Source organism: Vagococcus sp. JNUCC 83 (assembly GCF_053667615.1).
Genome location: NZ_CM132204.1, coordinates 349,745 through 366,978, shown reverse-complemented (window position 1 = coordinate 366,978; position 17,234 = coordinate 349,745). Strand labels below are relative to the sequence as shown.

Genomic DNA, 17,234 nt, shown 5'->3' with positions numbered 1-17,234 from the left:
AAAACATTTAAGCTTTCACTCAAATGTCTTAACTGTTTGTTTATTTTTAGAATTTATTTTCTTATTTTGATGAAATGTCAAAGCAACTAAGCCAAGTATGATGCCTAAATAGTAAGTCACTCCTCGCCATAAAAAGATAGCTAGTACCAGTTTACTTTGAGACAATGTAAATGTTCCAAATAATAAACTAAAACTATATTCAGCTCCCCCAGTCCCACCTGGAACAGGGAACAATGAGATTAACATCGTAATAAATGCGTGTAACACAACGACATGGAATATACTTATTCCAGTTATACCTAAGCCGTATAGTATAAAGTAAGGAATAATATAATAAGCTATCAGTTGCAACACTGTCAATGCACTTACCTTGAGCATTAATATAGGTTGTTCTCTCATATAACGACTTTCTTGATAGAATGTATCCATTTTTTCGATTGTTCGCTTGTATAAATCGTCTATTTTCTCGCCTTGCTTGATTAGACGAATAACTTTAAATACCATATCAACTAATATTCTTGTAAAAGAATACCAATACATAATCATTAACAACCCAATAACAATCACAAAATGAATAATAAAACTCAATAAAATAAGAACTTTTAATTTTGAGAGGCTATTAGATAAATAACCATAACCACCAATTAAACAAACTAAAAAATTAATCACTACCCATATTTGATAAACAACAAACTTCATCAAACTAACTGAAGTAGCAACACCTGTATCAACCCCTGATTTAGATAGGGCGATGATTTGTGCGGGTTGTCCTCCTGTTGAAAAAGGAGTAATAGCATTGAACAAATGCTCAATCAGAGGAATACGATAACTTGCAGAAAAAGTAAATTCTGGATTGCTACGTTTCAATAGAACTTGAACAATCTTGGCTTCTATTCCCCAGTACAAAAGGATACACCCTACAGATACAAGTATCCACCACCAATTTATAATGGAAAACTCTGCTGCCATATCTTTTAAGCTGACCTTTTTCATTTCATTTCCGATAACTACTAGACCTAACATAACAGCTAATAGTAGGTACCACCTATTCTTTTTTGACATAGAGTTCCTCCTAGCAGACCACTACTTTTTAAATAATCTTAACGAATATAAGTTACTTTCTTCCTCGTATCCTTGGTGTCTTTCTTCAAAATATGTCAAAGCTTCCTGGTAAAATGCTTCGACTTTTTTACCAAAGGCTTCACTTGAAATATCATACAACTTATCTTTAAGAATTTCTTGATTTAATTCAATATGTTGTGTGACATAGTCAATCAGCGTCTCAGCAAACTCACTATTATTTTCATATGTCACACCTAAACTTTTATCACTAAATAGATCGTTCAAGTAATCATTTCCTTTAGCCACTACTTTTGTTTTTGCTGCCATAGCTTCAGTATATGTCAATCCTTGGGTTTCTGAATCTGAAGCACTCACAAAATAATCAGCTGCTTGATAAAAAGGAGCGATATCTTTATTAGGAACTTCGCCAACAAAGACAACATAATCTTCCAATCCTAATTCTTCTACTTGTTTTTCTAGTTTCGCTTTAAATGGCCCATCACCAACAATTAATAGTTTTACATTAGGAACTTGTTCTACCACATCAGGCATTCCATTTAAAATGGTCTGAATATTTTTTTCATAAGAAATCCGACTAACAGAAAGCAATAAACAAGCGTCTTCTGCTATATCGTATTTATGACGAATGTTTTCAACTAATCCCTCTTCAACTGGTTTAAATTGAGAAACATTGATACCTGTAGGAATCACTGACATTGGTCGATCGATACCATATTCTTTTAGCTTATTAACAACTCTTTGACTAGGGCAAACAATACCTGACATATGATTAGTATATAATTTTGATAATTGCTTAACATGTACAGGTCTTAATACTTTACCTTTTGCAATGTAATGTAAATAATCTTCATACATAGTGTGATAGGTATGCACAACAGGAACATTTAGTGCTTTTGCTGTCTGTTTCCCCAGAATACCTACACCAAATTCTGTATGAGTGTGAACAATGTCCAAATCAATTTCTTTTGCGATGTGATAAGCATACAGCATGCCTCGTATGACTACACGTCGTTCTTTAAATGAAATAAACGGAATACTTGGCATCCGAATAATCCTTGGTTCAACCTCTTTTGCATCAGGATCAGTTGTTGTGAAAATATAAACATCATGCCCTAACTTCTCAAGTTCTTCTTTTAGTGTCCGAATAGAAGTTGATACACCACTAACTTGAGGAAAATATGTATCTGTAAAAAAACCTATTTTCACCTAGCTCTCCTCCTTAGCGTTTTTTTTATAGTACTCATACCAAATTTTTGCAACATGATCTTCACTATAATATAAAGCAGATTCTTTTGATTTTTGTTGATATTCTTCTAATATTTGAGGATTTTTTCTTATCGTTTCAATCATTTCATTCATATCATCTACATTTTGTGTTGACATATACTGATCATCAATAATAGCATGATATAACTCTAAATCTCTCAACATGACAGGAGTACCACAATTAAAAGCTTCTAAAATGCTCATTGGAAATAGTTCATTGTAAGATGGCAATAAAAAAACATCCGCAATGTTATATAATCGCATAATTTCTTCTCTATCAACAATCCCCGTAAATAATAGATTCTTTGGTGGATTATCGTATATTTTTTTGTAACGATCATACCCGTCTGTCATTTTACCAAATGAAAAGCCTCCTGCCCAAATAAATTGGATATCTGGATTATCAATAGCCAATTGAACAAAATCATCAATACCCTTTCTCTGTTGAATCTGACCGGTCCCAAGGATAACTAATTGATCTTTAGGAATATGATAGTTTCGTCGCCATTCATTTTTTTTATCCGTTGTTACTTCGTAAAATTTTTCATTTGAAACGAAATTAGGAATATAAGTAATTCGTTCTTCTTTTAATCCTGCTTCAACAAGTTTTGGAATAAACGTTGGATTCACAACGACTAATTTATCCATTCGACCATAAAATCGTATCAAATACCAATCAAATATTTTTTTGAAGGGAGAAAACAACGTTAGGCTTCCCTCTAATGTTTCTGGTAAAAAATGAACGTACCCAATCGTTGTTCCACGTTTCTTTTTTTGAAATGTAGACAAAAAGAATTGTGGATCAACTGTATGATAATGTGAAATATCTGATTGGTTAAATTTATTAATTGAAATATCAAATTCAGTTGAAAAATGTTTATTGAGCATGTTAACTAACTCAGTATAGGCGCTACCAACTCCCTGTCCTTTCACTTTATCAGCTGATGAAAACATATTTATCCTTAACAAAAAATCCACTCCTAATATCTACTATAATACGTAAAACAATGTCACAATACATCATACTACAGTCTCATTTTTAATACGAAATTTATACACCTTTTTATATTTTAACATGTAATAATAAAAAAAAACTATAATTTACCGTATAAATACAGTAAATTATAGTTCATAACACTAATTATTTTGTATATTCTTCTACTAAGGCAACAACCTCATCAGCAGTGTCACATTCTGTAATTGCTTTTTCTGCTAATTCAGCCATTTTTTTAGAATCTAAACGTTTCATTAAGCTACGAGTACGTAAAATACTTGTTGCACTCATAGAAAATTCGTCTAAACCTAATCCAACTAATAGTGGCACAGCTGTTTGATCTCCAGCCATTTCTCCACACATACCAGCCCATTTACCTTCAGCATGAGCTGAATCAATAACGTTTTTAATTAAACGTAAAATTGCAGGGTTATATGGTTGATATAAGTAAGAAACGCGTTCATTCATACGATCTGCTGCCATTGTGTATTGAATCAAATCATTTGTTCCAATACTAAAGAAATCTACTTCTTTCGCAAAACGATCAGCGATAACTGCTGCTGCAGGAATTTCAATCATGATACCAACTTGAATATCATTTGACACTTCTACACCTTCAGCAATTAATTTAGCTTTTTCTTCTTCAAGTAAAGCTTTTGCTTCTCTAAATTCTGCTAACGTAGCAATCATTGGGAACATAATACGTAAGTTTCCATAAACAGACGCACGTAATAACGCACGTAATTGTGTACGGAACATTTGATCTTCAGCTAGACAAATACGGATAGCACGGTAACCTAAGAATGGATTCATCTCTTCAGGGAATTTCAAGTAAGGAAGTTCTTTATCCCCACCAATATCCATTGTACGAACCACAACAGGTTTACCATCCATACCTTCCAAAACAGCTTTATATGCTTCAAACTGTTCGTCTTCAGTTGGAAAATCTGGCGAATCCATGTATAAAAATTCAGTACGGTATAACCCTACTGCTTCTCCACCATGACTTAAAACACCCTCTAAATCTTTAGGCGTTCCAATATTTCCAGCCAACTCCAGATGTTTACCATCAGCTGTTACTGTTTTAGCATTTTTTAATTTATCCCATTCAGCTTTTAATTCGTTGAATGCTTTTTCTTTTGCTTTAAAATTAGCTACTTGATCATCAGTTGGGTTGACAATAACATCACCTTCACTACCGTCAACAGCTAACATATCCCCTTCTTTAACAAACTCTGTAATCTCTTTTGTGCCAACAACAGCTGGAATTTCAAGAGAACGAGCCATAATAGCAGAGTGAGATGTACGCCCACCAATATTAGTAACAAATGCACGAACAAAGTTACGATCTAATTGAGCTGTATCACTTGGAGTTAAATCTTCAGCGACAATAACAACTTCTTCATCAATCATTGTCAAATCAGGTAATTTAACACCTAACAAATGACTCATCACGCGTTTTGTAACATCGCGAATATCAGCTGCTCTTTCTTGCATGTAAGGGTTATCTTCCATAGCCTCAAACATACCAATAAACATATCTGTTACTTCTTTTAACGCTGATTCAGCATTAACTTTGTTATCTTTGATATTTCCTTCAATTGCACTAATTAATTCAGGGTCAGATAAAACCATTAAGTGAGCATCAAAAACTTGTGCTTCTTCTTCACCTAAAGTTTTCACCGCTTTGTCTCTGATTGCTTGCAAATCTTTAGTTGATTGACTAAGAGCATCTGAAAGACGTGCTGCTTCGGCTTCAACGTTTTCAACTGAACGTTTTTCAAATGATAAATCCGGCTCAACTAAAAGATATGCTTTAGCAACTGCAATACCATCACTAACCGCAATACCTTTCAATTGTTTTGTCATTATTCAGATAACCCTTCTTTTTTCATTGTTTCTTCGATAGCTGCGATAGCATCTGCTTCGTCAGCACCTTCAGCTGTAATTGTCACATCAGCACCTTGGCCAACACCTAAAGACATAACGCCCATAATTGATTTTAAGTTTACAGATTTACCTTTGTATTCTAAGTTAACATCTGAGCTGAACTTGCTAGCTGTTTGCACCAATAAAGTTGCTGGTCTAGCGTGGATACCTGTATCTGCTACTACGTGAAATTCTTTTTTTTCCATAATTATCTTCTCCTTTGTCATGTGAAAAATTTTTATGATGGATTATTTAATTAAACAAAAATTGTCCTAAAAAAATAACCCTTTCAATGATAAAGAATACCATGTTTTTCTCTTAGTTACAACTTTTTTCCCATGGTATCTATAGAATATTAAAATCCTTTTATAAACTTTTCAGCTACGTTTCAGAAAATAATATAAAATTTTTTACTAGCTATTTTGTTCTACTCATGATTTTGTACACTAAATAATAACTTCAAACTTTACGTTAATAAAACGTTTTTTATTACAACCCATTTTCGGTAATATTCACCTTTTAATAAAACAAATTTTTTGCAAAAAATATTTTTACATTATATAATTAAACTAAGGTCAAAAAAGGTCAAAAAAGACAACTCATTTGATTAAAGGAGGATATGCCTAATGATATGTAAAAACTGTAAAACAAATGAAGCGACTATCCATCTACATGCTACTCTTAATGGAGAAAAACAACAAATAGATTTGTGTCAACAATGTTACCGAGAGATAAAATCACAAGAAGATAAAATGAACAGAGAAAAATTCGCACAAGATCCCTATGGTTTTGGTCAATTAAATGAATTTTTCAAGCAGTTGGCACAACAATCACAATCAATAAAACAATCACAATCAATAAAACAATCACAACAACAATCACAACCAGGAAAGGGAGAAAGTGGTTCTTCTATTCTTTTAGAATATGGTGAAAACTTAACTCAACTAGCACGTGAAGGAAAAATCGATCCAGTTATTGGTCGTGACAAGGAAATAAAACGTGTAATTGAAATTTTAAATCGTCGAACAAAAAATAATCCTGTTTTGATAGGTGAACCTGGTGTTGGTAAAACAGCCGTTGTCGAGGGACTAGCTTTAAGTATTGTGAATGGAGATGTCCCACATAAATTAGAAAACAAAGAGGTTATCAGGCTTGATGTGGTTTCTCTTGTACAAGGAACAGGTGTTAGAGGCCAGTTTGAAGAACGTATGAAACAGTTAATCACTGAGTTAAAAGAACAAAAGAATGTCATTTTATTTATCGATGAAATCCATGAAATTGTTGGTGCCGGTTCAGTGAATGATGGATCAATGGATGCCGGAAATATTTTAAAACCTGCGTTAGCGCGAGGTGAATTGCAATTAGTTGGTGCAACCACTTTTAATGAGTACCGCATTATTGAAAAAGATGCAGCACTTGAAAGACGTTTGCAACCAGTTAAAGTGGATGAACCAACTGTTGAAGAAACCATTCATATTTTAAAAGGTATCCAAGAAAAATATGAAAACTATCATCATGTTAAATACACAGAAGATGCGATTGAAGGGGCTGTTCATCTATCGAGTCGCTTTATCCAAGATCGGCATTTACCTGATAAAGCAATTGACTTACTTGATGAAACAGGATCTAAAAAGAATTTAACCATTCCATCAATTGATCCAAAAGTATTAGATTCTCGTATTGCTAGAGCAGAAGCTAATAAACAAATTGCTTCTGAAGAAGAAGATTTTGAAAAAGCTGCTTATTACAGAGATCAAATCAAAAAGTTAGAAGATTTAAAAGTTCATCAAGTTTCTGAAGACAGTATGCCTATTGTCACAGTTGAAGATATGGAACAAACGGTAGAAACGATGACAGGTATTCCAGTCGGCAAATTAAAAGAAACTGAACAACAACAAATGAAACATTTAGCGAGTGAGTTGAAAAAACACGTCATTGGCCAAGACGAAGCCATTGATAAAGTATCGCGTGCTATTAGACGAAATCGTATTGGATTAGGAAATAAAAGTCGCCCTATTGGATCATTTCTTTTTGTTGGTCCAACTGGTGTTGGTAAGACTGAACTTGCTAAACAATTAGCAAAAGAATTATTTGGACATGAATCAAACATGATTCGCTTTGATATGAGTGAGTACATGGAAAAACATAGCGTGTCAAAATTGATTGGATCACCACCTGGTTATGTTGGATACAACGAAGCTGGTCAATTAACTGAAAGGGTGAGACGAAATCCATATAGTTTAATCCTTTTAGATGAAGTTGAAAAAGCTCATCCAGATGTGCTGCATCTATTCTTGCAAATACTTGAAGATGGCCGTTTAACTGATGCTCAAGGTCGAACAGTAAGCTTTAAGGATACACTGATTATTATGACCAGTAATGCCGGAACGCAAAATGTCGAAGCTAGTGTTGGGTTTGGTGCCATTAAAGATGGAACAACTCAATCTGTTTTAGGACAACTCTCTCATTACTTTAAACCAGAATTTTTAAACCGATTTGATGGAGTAGTAGAGTTTAAACCATTAAGTAAAGAAAACTTATTGTCTATTGTCTCTCTTATGCTTGATGATATTAACTTAAAATTACAAGATGAGGGTATCCATATTGATACAACTGAAGAAACAAAAGAAAAATTGGTTGAATTAGGTTATGATGCAAGTATGGGTGCAAGACCTTTAAGACGTACTATACAAGAGTATATTGAAGATGGTATTGCTGATTGCTATTTGGATAATCCAGAGGCAAAACATTTATCTGCTAATCTAGTTGATGATAGAATTACAATAACAGAACAAGTTAATTAGTGTAGTATTTTTAAGGAGAAAATCTTTCCTATATTAATAGGAAGCTTTTCTCCTTAATTTTTCATCATTGTGGTATAATTGATTTATAAAGAACGGTACAACTAAAATGAGGTGAGAATAATGAAATTAATTGACGTTACGAATAGTTATGCAACTTTAGTTTCAAAACAATTAGAAAACACAGATGCCCGATTTGTTAGTGTCTATTCATTAGGAAAAACGTTAGTGATTCACAGTACAGCTGATACACACATTGATGTTGTTTTAGTCAACAAAACTCGAGACATCAAAGATTTAGAATTAAACACTGTTTTAGAGGAGCTTCTTCACACTACAGTCGACAATCCTGAGGTAGAAATCATTCGTGCTCATGGTGTCGTTGAAGTTGAAATTCCTGTCAAACAAAAAAAGAAGAACAAAATTAGCTAAAATAAAACCATTCCTATGTTTTACTTGTCGTTTGCACAGGAATGGTTTTATTTTTTTTAATTAACTTTAAGTGTCTGACCATTTATTATAACTAATTCGATATCACTTAATTCAGTGTAATCAAACATTAAAGAAACGTGACTTTCCCCATTTTCGGTGTAAATATTACCGCCACCGTCTTTCGTTACATCAATGATTCCACCATCTTTTTTCACTAGTTTTACATCTAAAGTCAACTCTTCCATTTTCTCTCGAGAAGAATCTTTTACATCAAAACTTAAAGATAAACCTGATAGATTTATATTAGATAATACTAAGTTTTCTTTTTTAAGTGTGATATCTTTTAATGTTTTTCTTTCTATTTCTTTTGGTTCTTTCAATTTTATTGCCCAATTTCCAGAAACAACTGTTTGAGTTTTTGCAGCTTCTACTTTTAAATCATAGTTTTGTAACTCTGATTCTTTTATATCAAAAACAAACTCCTCATAATCACTTCGTCCTGTTTCATCTTTATGTGTTTCATTATTATAAGCTGAATAAGAAGCAATATATGGCCATACCTTATTTCCATTTTTTTCTGGCATTTTTTTACTAGCATCCTTAGGTTGAAAATCTAAGTTTAAGAAATTGTACCCTTTTATATTGGGCCATTTTACCAAAATATGTAATAACCCATCTTTATAAGCCATATTTTCGATAAAATAATCTTCGTCAGGAATTAATGGGATGGATAATCGTTTGTTCGGTAAATATTCAGTAAGTAGCTCATCATAATTAACATTCAATTTTTCTAAAATTGAGTCTTCTGCACTTCCACCACCTACTCCACTTTTCCCATCATACTTGTTCCATTTAACATTTGTCGCTAAATCTTTTTTCCAATCAATCGACACAGTATTTTTCATCTCTTTGATATGAGAATCAAATTGTTTCAATATAAAACCTGTATCTTTATGTTCTTCCCACGCAATAGAACTGACTAATAACGTCGCTGTCTTTGTTTTTTTATCATAGTTAATCACTTGCGTGTTTCCACCATTAAGCATGGACCAATCACTAATGCTTGTATCTTCTGATAATCTATCTCCTGTTAGATCTTGTAATTCTAAAAAAACATAAGTGGTATTGCCATCTTTGAAGGTATTTTTTGCCGTTAATTTTAATCCTTGATCTTCTACTGAATAATCAAGTTTTTCTGCATCTATTAATATCTTGTCTGCCTCTGTACCAAAAGCTTTGGTATAAGCTGCTTTTATCGAATCTAACTGCGTATAACCAACCATCAAACTAAGCACTGCCACTGCTCCAAGAATAGCTACCCATTTTTTCTTTTTAGGTTTTAACGGTTTGATTTTTTCTGTTTCTTTGTTGATGTTTTCAAACACGCTTTGTTTTATTTTTTCTTGCGAGTCTTTAGGTATTTCATAATTCATTTCTGTCAATAACTCATCTAACTGCTCGTCAGATAATTCTTCAAATGGTTCTTTTAGGTATTTTTTCATCCTATTTCTCCCCCTAATTCTTTAAACTGTTTTTGTAATTGCTTTTTGCCTTGATACAACTTGTTATCGATTAGTTTTGAATCATAACCTGTCTTTTCTTGTATTTCTTTTGGCTTCATTTCATAGAAATAACGTTTAATAATAATTTCTCGCATAGGTTCTTCTAACGTCATCACCGCATCATAAAAAACAGACCAATCGAGCTTAGACTCTTCACTCGTTAATGTCGCTGTAATGTTGTCTTCGAGCTCAACCGTTATATTTTTTGATTGTTGCTTCATTTTGTTCAGTGCCATACCTCGCGTCATCATACAAAGATATGTTTTCAATGTACCTTTACTTGGATCAAACCCCTTTGGATTTTTCCACAATCTAATAAACACATCACTAATCAACTCCTCAATATCTTGAACCCCCATGCCTTGCTGATGATTTAAATACTTTGAACCTACTGCCCACAATAGTTTCGTATAAGTATCCATTAGTTGACCTAATACTTCCTCATCACCGACTAAGTATTCTTCATCTGTCATATTATCCCCTCCTTTTGTATCTCACTTACAGTACAAGGTTTTTTCTCAAATTCCTTAAAAACATAAAAAAAGTTCTAGAGAAATCTCTAAAACTTTTATTTGTTATAATTTATTCTTTAAGATAGTCGCAATTTGTTGAGAAGCTGTCCCATCACCATAAGGATTGCTTGCTGTAGACATAGATTTATAACTCTCTTCATCTGTCAATAAGTTATCCAATTCCTTAAAAATAACTGCTTCATGCGTTCCTACCAGTTTCAAAGTACCGGCTTCTATGCCTTCAGGTCTCTCTGTTGTATCACGCATGACAAGTACTGGCTTTCCAAGTGATGGTGCTTCTTCTTGTATGCCACCACTATCAGTTATAATCAAATAACTTTTAGCTAGTAGATTATGAAAATCAATGACTTCCATTGGAGGAATCAGTTTCACTCGTTTTGTGTTTCCAAAGATCTCTTTAGCCAATGTTTGAATGGCAGGATTCATATGAATGGGATACACTACTTTAACATCCTCATGTTTATCAACGATAGTTTTCACCGCTTGAAACATTTCTTTCATAGGTTGTCCATGATTTTCTCGCTTATGCGCAGTCAAGACAATCAATCGGCTGTCTGCAACCCATTCAAGAATATCACTTGCATACTCATCTTTTACCGTTGTTTGCAAGGCATCAATCGCTGTATTTCCCGTAACAAAAATACTGTCAGCCTTTTTTCCTTCTTTCATTAGTGTTTCTTTGGCTCGAATTGTTGGCGCAAAATCTAATGTAGAAATTAAACTAATAGATTGACGATTAAACTCTTCTGGAAAAGGTGAAAAAATATTATGCGTTCTAAGCCCAGCTTCTACATGCCCCACTGGTATGCGCAAATAAAACGCTGCTAAGGCTGAGGCATATGAGGTACTCGTATCACCATGCACCAAAACTATATCAGGCTTTTCCTTTAACAATATTGGTTTAATTTTTTCTAAAATATTTGTTGTCACATCAAATAAATCTTGTTGTGATTTCATAATATCCAAATCATATTGAGGTACAACATTAAAAACACTCAATACTTGATCTAGCATTTCTCTATGTTGCCCTGTGACACAGACAACTGTTTCAAATTCATCATGTTTTTCTAATTCTTTGACAAGTGGGCACATCTTTATCGCTTCTGGACGTGTACCAAATACTAACATCACTTTTTTCTTCACTATTGGTCACCTCATTATTTAATCTGTTTCTTTATTTTGGTTTTGTCATTACTATAAATGATATATCCTCGATCATCATAAATATGAATCATTAGTTCAGATATTGGATTAATCAAGTATATTTCAGGTGTTCGTAGAGAATTTTTTATTTTAAACTGTGGTCGTCTATCTGGAAAATCTTGATTAATTACACAAAGAATCAACTTCTTCCACTTTATATTGGAACAAGTTGTTTCAATTTGCAATCGATGATAATCATCTATATCATCATTAAAACAATCAAAGGTTTGTTCAGACAAGGTAATTTCTCTTATATTTTTCACTATTTTATGGAGAATTTTATCTGTTTTATTTTTATTAAGTAGCGGATATTTATTTATTAAAATGATTACCTTATCCTCTTTAAATAATAAATCAGTTAACACACTTTTTAATGTTGTATATGTAAGAAAAAACATCTCCTCATTATACGACCCATCCTCTAAAAATGGATACATATCAGGATACAAATCCACTGCTTGTTGATAAGAAAATAACGTCTCTAGCCGATCAGTTTGTAAAAAATCTTTCATACCCTCATACCTTTTTCATTCATATTACCATGAAAGAAGCAAACAAACGATACATTCTAATTTTTAATTTTAGTTGACGAGAGATTTATAGTTTGCTAGAATGACAAACAATTACATATATTAAGTTTTCTAGGGTTCCGTAGTACGACTGTATTAGTCTGGTCCAAGAGAAAACTCATAGATGATTTATCTATGTCACGGAAGGATAAAAGCCTGGGAGATACTGTTTTTTTAACAGTGTCTTTCAGGCTTTTTTATTTTAAAAGGAGGAATAGAAATGAATAAAGAATGGACAAAAGTTATCTTAGCAGCAGGTTTGGAAATATTTTGGGTCATTGGGTTAACTCACTCGAGCACAATACCCCAATGGATGTTGACAATTTCACTGATTATTTTAAGTAATTATTTAATGATTTCAGCCACAAGTGCATTACCTACAGGGACAGTTTATGCTGTGTTTGTTGGATTGGGAACAGTTGGCATTGTTCTATCGGATATACTAATCTTTGGTTCTACGCTAAATTTAGTAAAATTGATACTCATTTTATTGCTTATTAGCGGTGTCGTTGGTTTAAAACTATTAACACCTGAAAAAAATATCAAGGAGGAAAAATAATATGGATTGGATGATTTTAATTGCCGCAGGACTATTTGAAATGTTTGGTGTCACGATGATTAACCGTTTATCTATAAAGCGAACATTCTCCACTGTACTATTTATTATTTTAGGATTTGGAGTGAGTTTAACTTTACTAAGCATGGCACTAAACACAATTCCTATGGGAACTGGTTATGCTATATGGACTGGTATTGGCGTTGTTGGTGGATCGATTATTGGTATGATTTTTTTTAATGAATCCAAAGATTGGAAACGTCTAGTATGTATTCTAGTTATTTTACTTTCTTCTATTGGACTAAAAATGATTAGTTAAGCGACAAAAATAATTCATGCTATTTTAAGTTAGCTTTAAGGTAAGTTATTTAAAGTAATAATCACTTAGAGAAATATTTAGGAGGATTATTATGGATTTTATCAAGCGAGCATTACTAAGCATGAAAGCAAAAAAAGGGCGAACGATTTTGTTATGTGCTGTGTTTTCAGCAATTTTAATTTTTGTTTTAGCTGGACTAACCATTCAAAGAGCTTCTGTCACAGCAACTGAAAATGCTAAAAAAAGTATTGGTGCTCAAGTAACACTCAGTGCAAATAGAGAAGCTGGAATGAAAAAACAACAGAATTCGGAAAGTGGTGAACGACCTGACCCTGGTAGTTTTAGTTTAACCCCTGTATCACTTGAAGATGCTGAAAAGATTGCAAAACTAGACAATGTCAAATCATATTCTTTTGTCTCATCAACATCTGCAACGGCTGGGGACAACATTACCTCCATTTCTAGTAGTGAAACGGAATCATCAACAGAAAACTCTTCAAATGAAAATCAAAACGCTCCTGACGGTGGAAAACAAGGCGGACCAATGGCAGGGATGAGTCAAGGTGACTTTCAAATAAGTGGTGTGGTCGATCAATCAATGGCTTCTGCCTTTGAAGAAGGCACCGCAAAAATCACGAGTGGAGAAGCTATAACTTCAGATGATATAGACACAGATAACGTTGTGATTGAAAAAACATTAGCCGAAGCAAATGATTTAAAAGTTGGGGATACTTTTACATTAAAAAACTCTGACGATGAAACTAAAACATATAAAATGACAGTAAAAGGGATTTATACAACGTCTGAATCAGGTGATAGTATGGGCATGCGTTTTAATTTCTTAAATCCAGCCAATACAATTTATAGCTCTTATACTTTTGCTAATACGTTAAAAGGTGATGATGCAAAAGGAACGATTGACTCTGCAACCTATACTTTATCTGATCCTAAAGAGATGGATACTTTTGTTAAAGAAGCAGAAAAATTAATCGATACCGACTCTTTTAGTCTACAAACAAATGATCAAGCTTATCAACAAATGTTATCACCTCTTAACAATGTCGCTAGTTTTGCAAAAAATATTGTTATTTTAGTTGCTATTGCGGGCATTATAATCTTAACACTGATTGTCATGATGACGATTCGTGAACGTCGCTATGAAATTGGTGTATTACTATCACTTGGTGAATCACGTTTTAAAGTCATTTTACAATTTTTCAGTGAAATAGTCGTTTGTATGATTGTCGCATTAATTATTGCAACCTTCAGTGGAAACATTGTTGGAAATGTTGTCGGTGAACAATTGATTAATCAACAAAGTCAGTCCTCTCAGACTCAAACAAATCAAGGTGGTCCTGGTGGTGGACAACCTGGCGGTGAAGACAATCAAATGCCTAATAAGCCATCTGGTGGTGGTATGCGCGGTGGACTTGGTACGATGGGTGCTAGTTCACAAGAAATTGCAACCGAAATTGACAATTTAAATATTTCAGTGAGTGGTTCAGATATACTAAAACTTACTGGACTGGGATTACTGATTAGTTTCCTATCAATCCTGTTATCATCACTTGGCATTCTTCGCTTACAACCGAAAAAAATATTAACTACTTAGAAAAGAGGAATCTATATGCTTAAAACAAAAGATATTGGTTACTGGTATACAAATGAACAGGACTTTCTCTATAAACATGTTGATTTAGATTTTAAAGCTGGTAACATATATGCCATACTTGGTGCCAGTGGTTCTGGAAAGACGACATTTCTTTCACTTATTGCTGGATTAGACGTCCCAAAAGAAGGGATCATCTATTATAATGATACAGACATTCATTCAATTGGTTTAAGAAATTACCGTAAAAATGATGTATCAACCATTTTTCAATCATACAATTTACTCCCTTACATGTCAGCTTTAGACAATGTATTAACTGCTATGAGCATCTGCCAAACTAAAGTAGATAATAAAAAAGAATACGCTCTTGAGCATTTAAATAAAGTTGGGATTGACGACACGTTAGCTGTTAAACCCGTCACACAGCTTTCAGGTGGACAACAACAACGAGTCGCCATCGTCCGTTCATTATGTTGTGACCATGATTTAATTGTCGCAGATGAGCCCACTGGAAATTTAGATGATCAAACATCTCAGGATATTGTGTCCTTATTTCAGGAGGTTGCGCATAATCAAAACAAATGCATTATTATCGTGACACATGAACAAGATGTTGCAAAAAAATGTGATACCATTTATGAGTTAAAGAATAAAGAATTTGAATTAGTAAATAGCAAAAGGGACTGACTAGCAATCAGTCCTTTTTGTATTTCTCAAAACTATTTAACCCCATATTATTAACAAGGAGTAAATACCAAATAAACATGGCTCCTACCCCAAAATATTCATTATACAAAGACAATAATCCACCTAAAAATAACACAAAAGACCATTTAAATAATTGATTTCTAACATCTATACTAAGCTTCAATGTGTCATATTTTTCTTGTTCCTCTGTAGTTAAGCTATTGAAACCAGCAATAAAAATCACCGATTTTTCTTTTAACAAATAAAAAATAATGCTTGATACTAGTAATATGAATCCAATCAACAAACACACTATCATCATAATATTCATAATATTTACCCTCAAAATAAAATTTTTTAAACAATTTAATCACAATAGTGGTTATGATAACCCCTACAATAAACCATCCCGTCGATTTGACCATGTTTTTAGTTCTTTATGTATTGTCTGATTTCATTGTTCTCCCCTTATATGTTCATCTTTATTTTAACACTAATTTAGTATTCACCAATAAAACTGATATGTTTAAATAAATCATCTTAATAAATAACATTGTTTTTAACTTTATTTTCAGTTATGCTAACGGTATCATTTTAAGAAAGAAGACATTCTATGAAAAAAATATCATTAGTTTTACTTATTTTATCACTTCTATTAATAAGTGGTTGTCAGCAAAAATCACGCGTAGTGGCACACTACAACCTTCCAAAACAAGAAAAAGTGTTAAAAAAACAATACGCTACCTTTTATAATTTCACCTTTTTCTCTGATATATCTGAGGGAGATGTTTATCCCATTCCAGGCCTTCAAGAAACCATTGTTCCTACATTGGATAATCCTGGTAAAAAAAGTATTAGTAAGTCAATGGACCCTCAAGGCGTGACGATTGCAGGAGATTATTTACTTATTTCATCATACAGTCATGATAAAAAACATCATTCAGTAATTTATGTCCTAAATAAAAAAACACATGACTATGTTAAAACAATTATTCTAAAAGGAAATCCCCATGTTGGAGGAATAACATACGATCCTGTGGCAAAAAATATTTGGGTTTGTTCTTCTACTGATAATGATCAAGCAGAACTAGTGGCTTTTTCTATGGATAAACTCAAAGCATATGATATGAAAGAAAATTATATACCAATTGTCTATGATCAAGAAATTACATTAGATGGTATAAAAAAATCTTCTTATGTTACTTATCATGATGATGCCCTGTATGTTGGCTATTTCTCAGTCGATCACAAAGCGATTTTAGAAAAATATCAATTTAACGAGGATGGCGTTTTTGATACCACACTACACGGAAAAAAAGAATTAGTAGATGATGATAAAACTCTATCACCAGAAGAAAAAATGCATGTAGGAACACAAATTCAAGGCATTACATTTTATAAAAATTATATGCTGTTATCACGTTCTTATGGGGATAAAAATTCTAAAATACTTGTCTACGAATTAGGAGATGACAATGTATTTCTTGAAAAAGATGCTGTAAAAGTGATAGAAGCACCACCTTATTTAGAGCAAATATCGGTTTCAGGTGACAAGCTCTATACTATTTTTGAATCGGGAACCCAACGTTTCAGAAATAAAAAAGGATTAACTGTGATAAATTATGTTGTACCACTTGATTTGGATAAATTACTAAAATAATATGAGAGTGTAATATAAACTGTGTAAG

17 protein-coding genes and 1 riboswitch are annotated in these 17,234 nt (G+C 32.9%); of the genes, 7 read left to right on the top strand and 10 right to left on the bottom strand.

What is annotated here, in order from left to right; genetic code table 11:
* Nucleotides 1-15: 15 nt before the first annotated feature.
* The 5 genes from JNUCC83_RS01730 to JNUCC83_RS01710 form a co-directional block, all read right to left on the bottom strand.
* Nucleotides 16-1,062, bottom strand: a complete 1,047-nt coding sequence (locus tag JNUCC83_RS01730) for a lysylphosphatidylglycerol synthase transmembrane domain-containing protein (RefSeq protein ID WP_454460534.1) — start codon at nucleotides 1,060-1,062, stop codon at nucleotides 16-18.
* A gap of 21 nt (nucleotides 1,063-1,083) precedes the next feature.
* Nucleotides 1,084-2,289: a glycosyltransferase family 4 protein gene (locus JNUCC83_RS01725; RefSeq protein WP_454460533.1), complete on the bottom strand. Its 1,206-nt coding sequence runs from the start codon at nucleotides 2,287-2,289 to the stop codon at nucleotides 1,084-1,086.
* Nucleotides 2,290-3,318: a glycosyltransferase family 4 protein gene (locus JNUCC83_RS01720; RefSeq protein ID WP_454460532.1), complete on the bottom strand. Its 1,029-nt coding sequence runs from the start codon at nucleotides 3,316-3,318 to the stop codon at nucleotides 2,290-2,292. It lies immediately after the preceding gene.
* 172 nt (nucleotides 3,319-3,490) lie between these two features.
* The gene (gene ptsP / locus JNUCC83_RS01715) at nucleotides 3,491-5,212 is read right to left on the bottom strand and encodes a phosphoenolpyruvate--protein phosphotransferase (RefSeq protein ID WP_454460531.1); all 1,722 of its coding nucleotides are present in this window, start codon (nucleotides 5,210-5,212) and stop codon (nucleotides 3,491-3,493) included.
* Nucleotides 5,212-5,478 carry a phosphocarrier protein HPr gene (locus tag JNUCC83_RS01710; RefSeq protein ID WP_071456474.1) on the bottom strand — a complete coding sequence of 89 codons (267 nt, stop codon included), beginning with the start codon at nucleotides 5,476-5,478 and terminating at the stop codon, nucleotides 5,212-5,214. Before JNUCC83_RS01710 ends, ptsP begins: the two co-directional genes overlap by 1 nt.
* Before the next feature lie 420 nt (nucleotides 5,479-5,898).
* On the opposite strand from JNUCC83_RS01710, the gene JNUCC83_RS01705 reads away from it, so the two are divergent.
* Both JNUCC83_RS01705 and JNUCC83_RS01700 read left to right on the top strand, forming a co-directional pair.
* Nucleotides 5,899-8,076: an ATP-dependent Clp protease ATP-binding subunit gene (locus JNUCC83_RS01705; RefSeq protein WP_454460530.1), complete on the top strand. Its 2,178-nt coding sequence runs from the start codon at nucleotides 5,899-5,901 to the stop codon at nucleotides 8,074-8,076.
* A gap of 120 nt (nucleotides 8,077-8,196) precedes the next feature.
* On the top strand, nucleotides 8,197-8,505 hold the full coding sequence (locus tag JNUCC83_RS01700; RefSeq protein WP_454460529.1) for a DUF1827 family protein: 309 nt from the start codon (nucleotides 8,197-8,199) through the stop codon (nucleotides 8,503-8,505).
* A 56-nt stretch (nucleotides 8,506-8,561) separates the two neighbouring features.
* On the opposite strand, the gene JNUCC83_RS01695 is transcribed toward JNUCC83_RS01700, so the two are convergent.
* The 4 genes from JNUCC83_RS01695 to JNUCC83_RS01680 form a co-directional block, all read right to left on the bottom strand.
* Nucleotides 8,562-10,007, bottom strand: a complete 1,446-nt coding sequence (locus JNUCC83_RS01695) for a DUF4179 domain-containing protein (RefSeq protein WP_454460528.1) — start codon at nucleotides 10,005-10,007, stop codon at nucleotides 8,562-8,564.
* Nucleotides 10,004-10,540, bottom strand: coding sequence for an RNA polymerase sigma factor (locus JNUCC83_RS01690; protein WP_454460527.1), 537 nt, complete (start codon nucleotides 10,538-10,540; stop codon nucleotides 10,004-10,006). The genes JNUCC83_RS01695 and JNUCC83_RS01690 overlap by 4 nt, the downstream gene beginning before the upstream one ends.
* A 102-nt stretch (nucleotides 10,541-10,642) precedes the next feature.
* Complete coding sequence (wecB, locus tag JNUCC83_RS01685; protein WP_454461306.1) at nucleotides 10,643-11,728, bottom strand: non-hydrolyzing UDP-N-acetylglucosamine 2-epimerase; 1,086 nt, start codon at nucleotides 11,726-11,728, stop codon at nucleotides 10,643-10,645.
* A 29-nt stretch (nucleotides 11,729-11,757) separates the two neighbouring features.
* On the bottom strand, nucleotides 11,758-12,315 hold the full coding sequence (locus JNUCC83_RS01680; RefSeq protein WP_454460526.1) for a DUF3885 domain-containing protein: 558 nt from the start codon (nucleotides 12,313-12,315) through the stop codon (nucleotides 11,758-11,760).
* A 118-nt stretch (nucleotides 12,316-12,433) separates the two neighbouring features.
* Nucleotides 12,434-12,537, top strand: a riboswitch (guanidine-I (ykkC/yxkD leader).
* A gap of 55 nt (nucleotides 12,538-12,592) precedes the next feature.
* Between JNUCC83_RS01680 and JNUCC83_RS01675 the strand changes: the two genes are divergently transcribed.
* From JNUCC83_RS01675 to JNUCC83_RS01660, 4 genes are all read left to right on the top strand, one after another.
* On the top strand, nucleotides 12,593-12,931 hold the full coding sequence (locus JNUCC83_RS01675; protein WP_454460525.1) for a DMT family transporter: 339 nt from the start codon (nucleotides 12,593-12,595) through the stop codon (nucleotides 12,929-12,931).
* A gap of 1 nt (nucleotide 12,932) precedes the next feature.
* Nucleotides 12,933-13,247: a DMT family transporter gene (locus JNUCC83_RS01670; RefSeq protein WP_454460524.1), complete on the top strand. Its 315-nt coding sequence runs from the start codon at nucleotides 12,933-12,935 to the stop codon at nucleotides 13,245-13,247.
* A 91-nt stretch (nucleotides 13,248-13,338) separates the two neighbouring features.
* Nucleotides 13,339-14,859, top strand: a complete 1,521-nt coding sequence (locus tag JNUCC83_RS01665; protein WP_454460523.1) for an ABC transporter permease — start codon at nucleotides 13,339-13,341, stop codon at nucleotides 14,857-14,859.
* A gap of 15 nt (nucleotides 14,860-14,874) precedes the next feature.
* On the top strand, nucleotides 14,875-15,546 hold the full coding sequence (locus JNUCC83_RS01660) for an ABC transporter ATP-binding protein (protein ID WP_454460522.1): 672 nt from the start codon (nucleotides 14,875-14,877) through the stop codon (nucleotides 15,544-15,546).
* Between the two features lie 7 nt (nucleotides 15,547-15,553).
* Here the strand turns inward: JNUCC83_RS01660 and JNUCC83_RS01655 are convergent, their stop codons facing one another.
* Nucleotides 15,554-15,877 carry a DUF3784 domain-containing protein gene (locus JNUCC83_RS01655; protein WP_454460521.1) on the bottom strand — a complete coding sequence of 108 codons (324 nt, stop codon included), beginning with the start codon at nucleotides 15,875-15,877 and terminating at the stop codon, nucleotides 15,554-15,556.
* A gap of 282 nt (nucleotides 15,878-16,159) precedes the next feature.
* Here JNUCC83_RS01655 and JNUCC83_RS01650 point away from each other — a divergent pair, with 282 nt between their 5' ends.
* On the top strand, nucleotides 16,160-17,206 hold the full coding sequence (locus tag JNUCC83_RS01650) for a YncE family protein (RefSeq protein ID WP_454460520.1): 1,047 nt from the start codon (nucleotides 16,160-16,162) through the stop codon (nucleotides 17,204-17,206).
* The last annotated feature ends 28 nt before the right edge of the window (nucleotides 17,207-17,234 follow it).

Bases quoted from the DNA above. Each gene is read 5' to 3' on its own strand.
- JNUCC83_RS01700 (WP_454460529.1), top strand. From the start codon at position 8,197: ATGAAATTAATTGACGTTACGAATAGTTATGCAACTTTAGTTTCAAAA.
- JNUCC83_RS01655 (WP_454460521.1), bottom strand. From the start codon at position 15,877: ATGAATATTATGATGATAGTGTGTTTGTTGATTGGATTCATATTACTA.
- JNUCC83_RS01650 (WP_454460520.1), top strand. From the start codon at position 16,160: ATGAAAAAAATATCATTAGTTTTACTTATTTTATCACTTCTATTAATA.
- JNUCC83_RS01690 (WP_454460527.1), bottom strand. From the start codon at position 10,540: ATGACAGATGAAGAATACTTAGTCGGTGATGAGGAAGTATTAGGTCAA.
- JNUCC83_RS01705 (WP_454460530.1), top strand. From the start codon at position 5,899: ATGATATGTAAAAACTGTAAAACAAATGAAGCGACTATCCATCTACAT.
- JNUCC83_RS01660 (WP_454460522.1), top strand. From the start codon at position 14,875: ATGCTTAAAACAAAAGATATTGGTTACTGGTATACAAATGAACAGGAC.
- ptsP (WP_454460531.1), bottom strand. From the start codon at position 5,212: ATGACAAAACAATTGAAAGGTATTGCGGTTAGTGATGGTATTGCAGTT.
- JNUCC83_RS01675 (WP_454460525.1), top strand. From the start codon at position 12,593: ATGAATAAAGAATGGACAAAAGTTATCTTAGCAGCAGGTTTGGAAATA.
- JNUCC83_RS01695 (WP_454460528.1), bottom strand. From the start codon at position 10,007: ATGAAAAAATACCTAAAAGAACCATTTGAAGAATTATCTGACGAGCAG.
- JNUCC83_RS01670 (WP_454460524.1), top strand. From the start codon at position 12,933: ATGGATTGGATGATTTTAATTGCCGCAGGACTATTTGAAATGTTTGGT.
- JNUCC83_RS01680 (WP_454460526.1), bottom strand. From the start codon at position 12,315: ATGAAAGATTTTTTACAAACTGATCGGCTAGAGACGTTATTTTCTTAT.
- JNUCC83_RS01710 (WP_071456474.1), bottom strand. From the start codon at position 5,478: ATGGAAAAAAAAGAATTTCACGTAGTAGCAGATACAGGTATCCACGCT.
- wecB (WP_454461306.1), bottom strand. From the start codon at position 11,728: ATGTTAGTATTTGGTACACGTCCAGAAGCGATAAAGATGTGCCCACTT.
- JNUCC83_RS01730 (WP_454460534.1), bottom strand. From the start codon at position 1,062: ATGTCAAAAAAGAATAGGTGGTACCTACTATTAGCTGTTATGTTAGGT.
- JNUCC83_RS01665 (WP_454460523.1), top strand. From the start codon at position 13,339: ATGGATTTTATCAAGCGAGCATTACTAAGCATGAAAGCAAAAAAAGGG.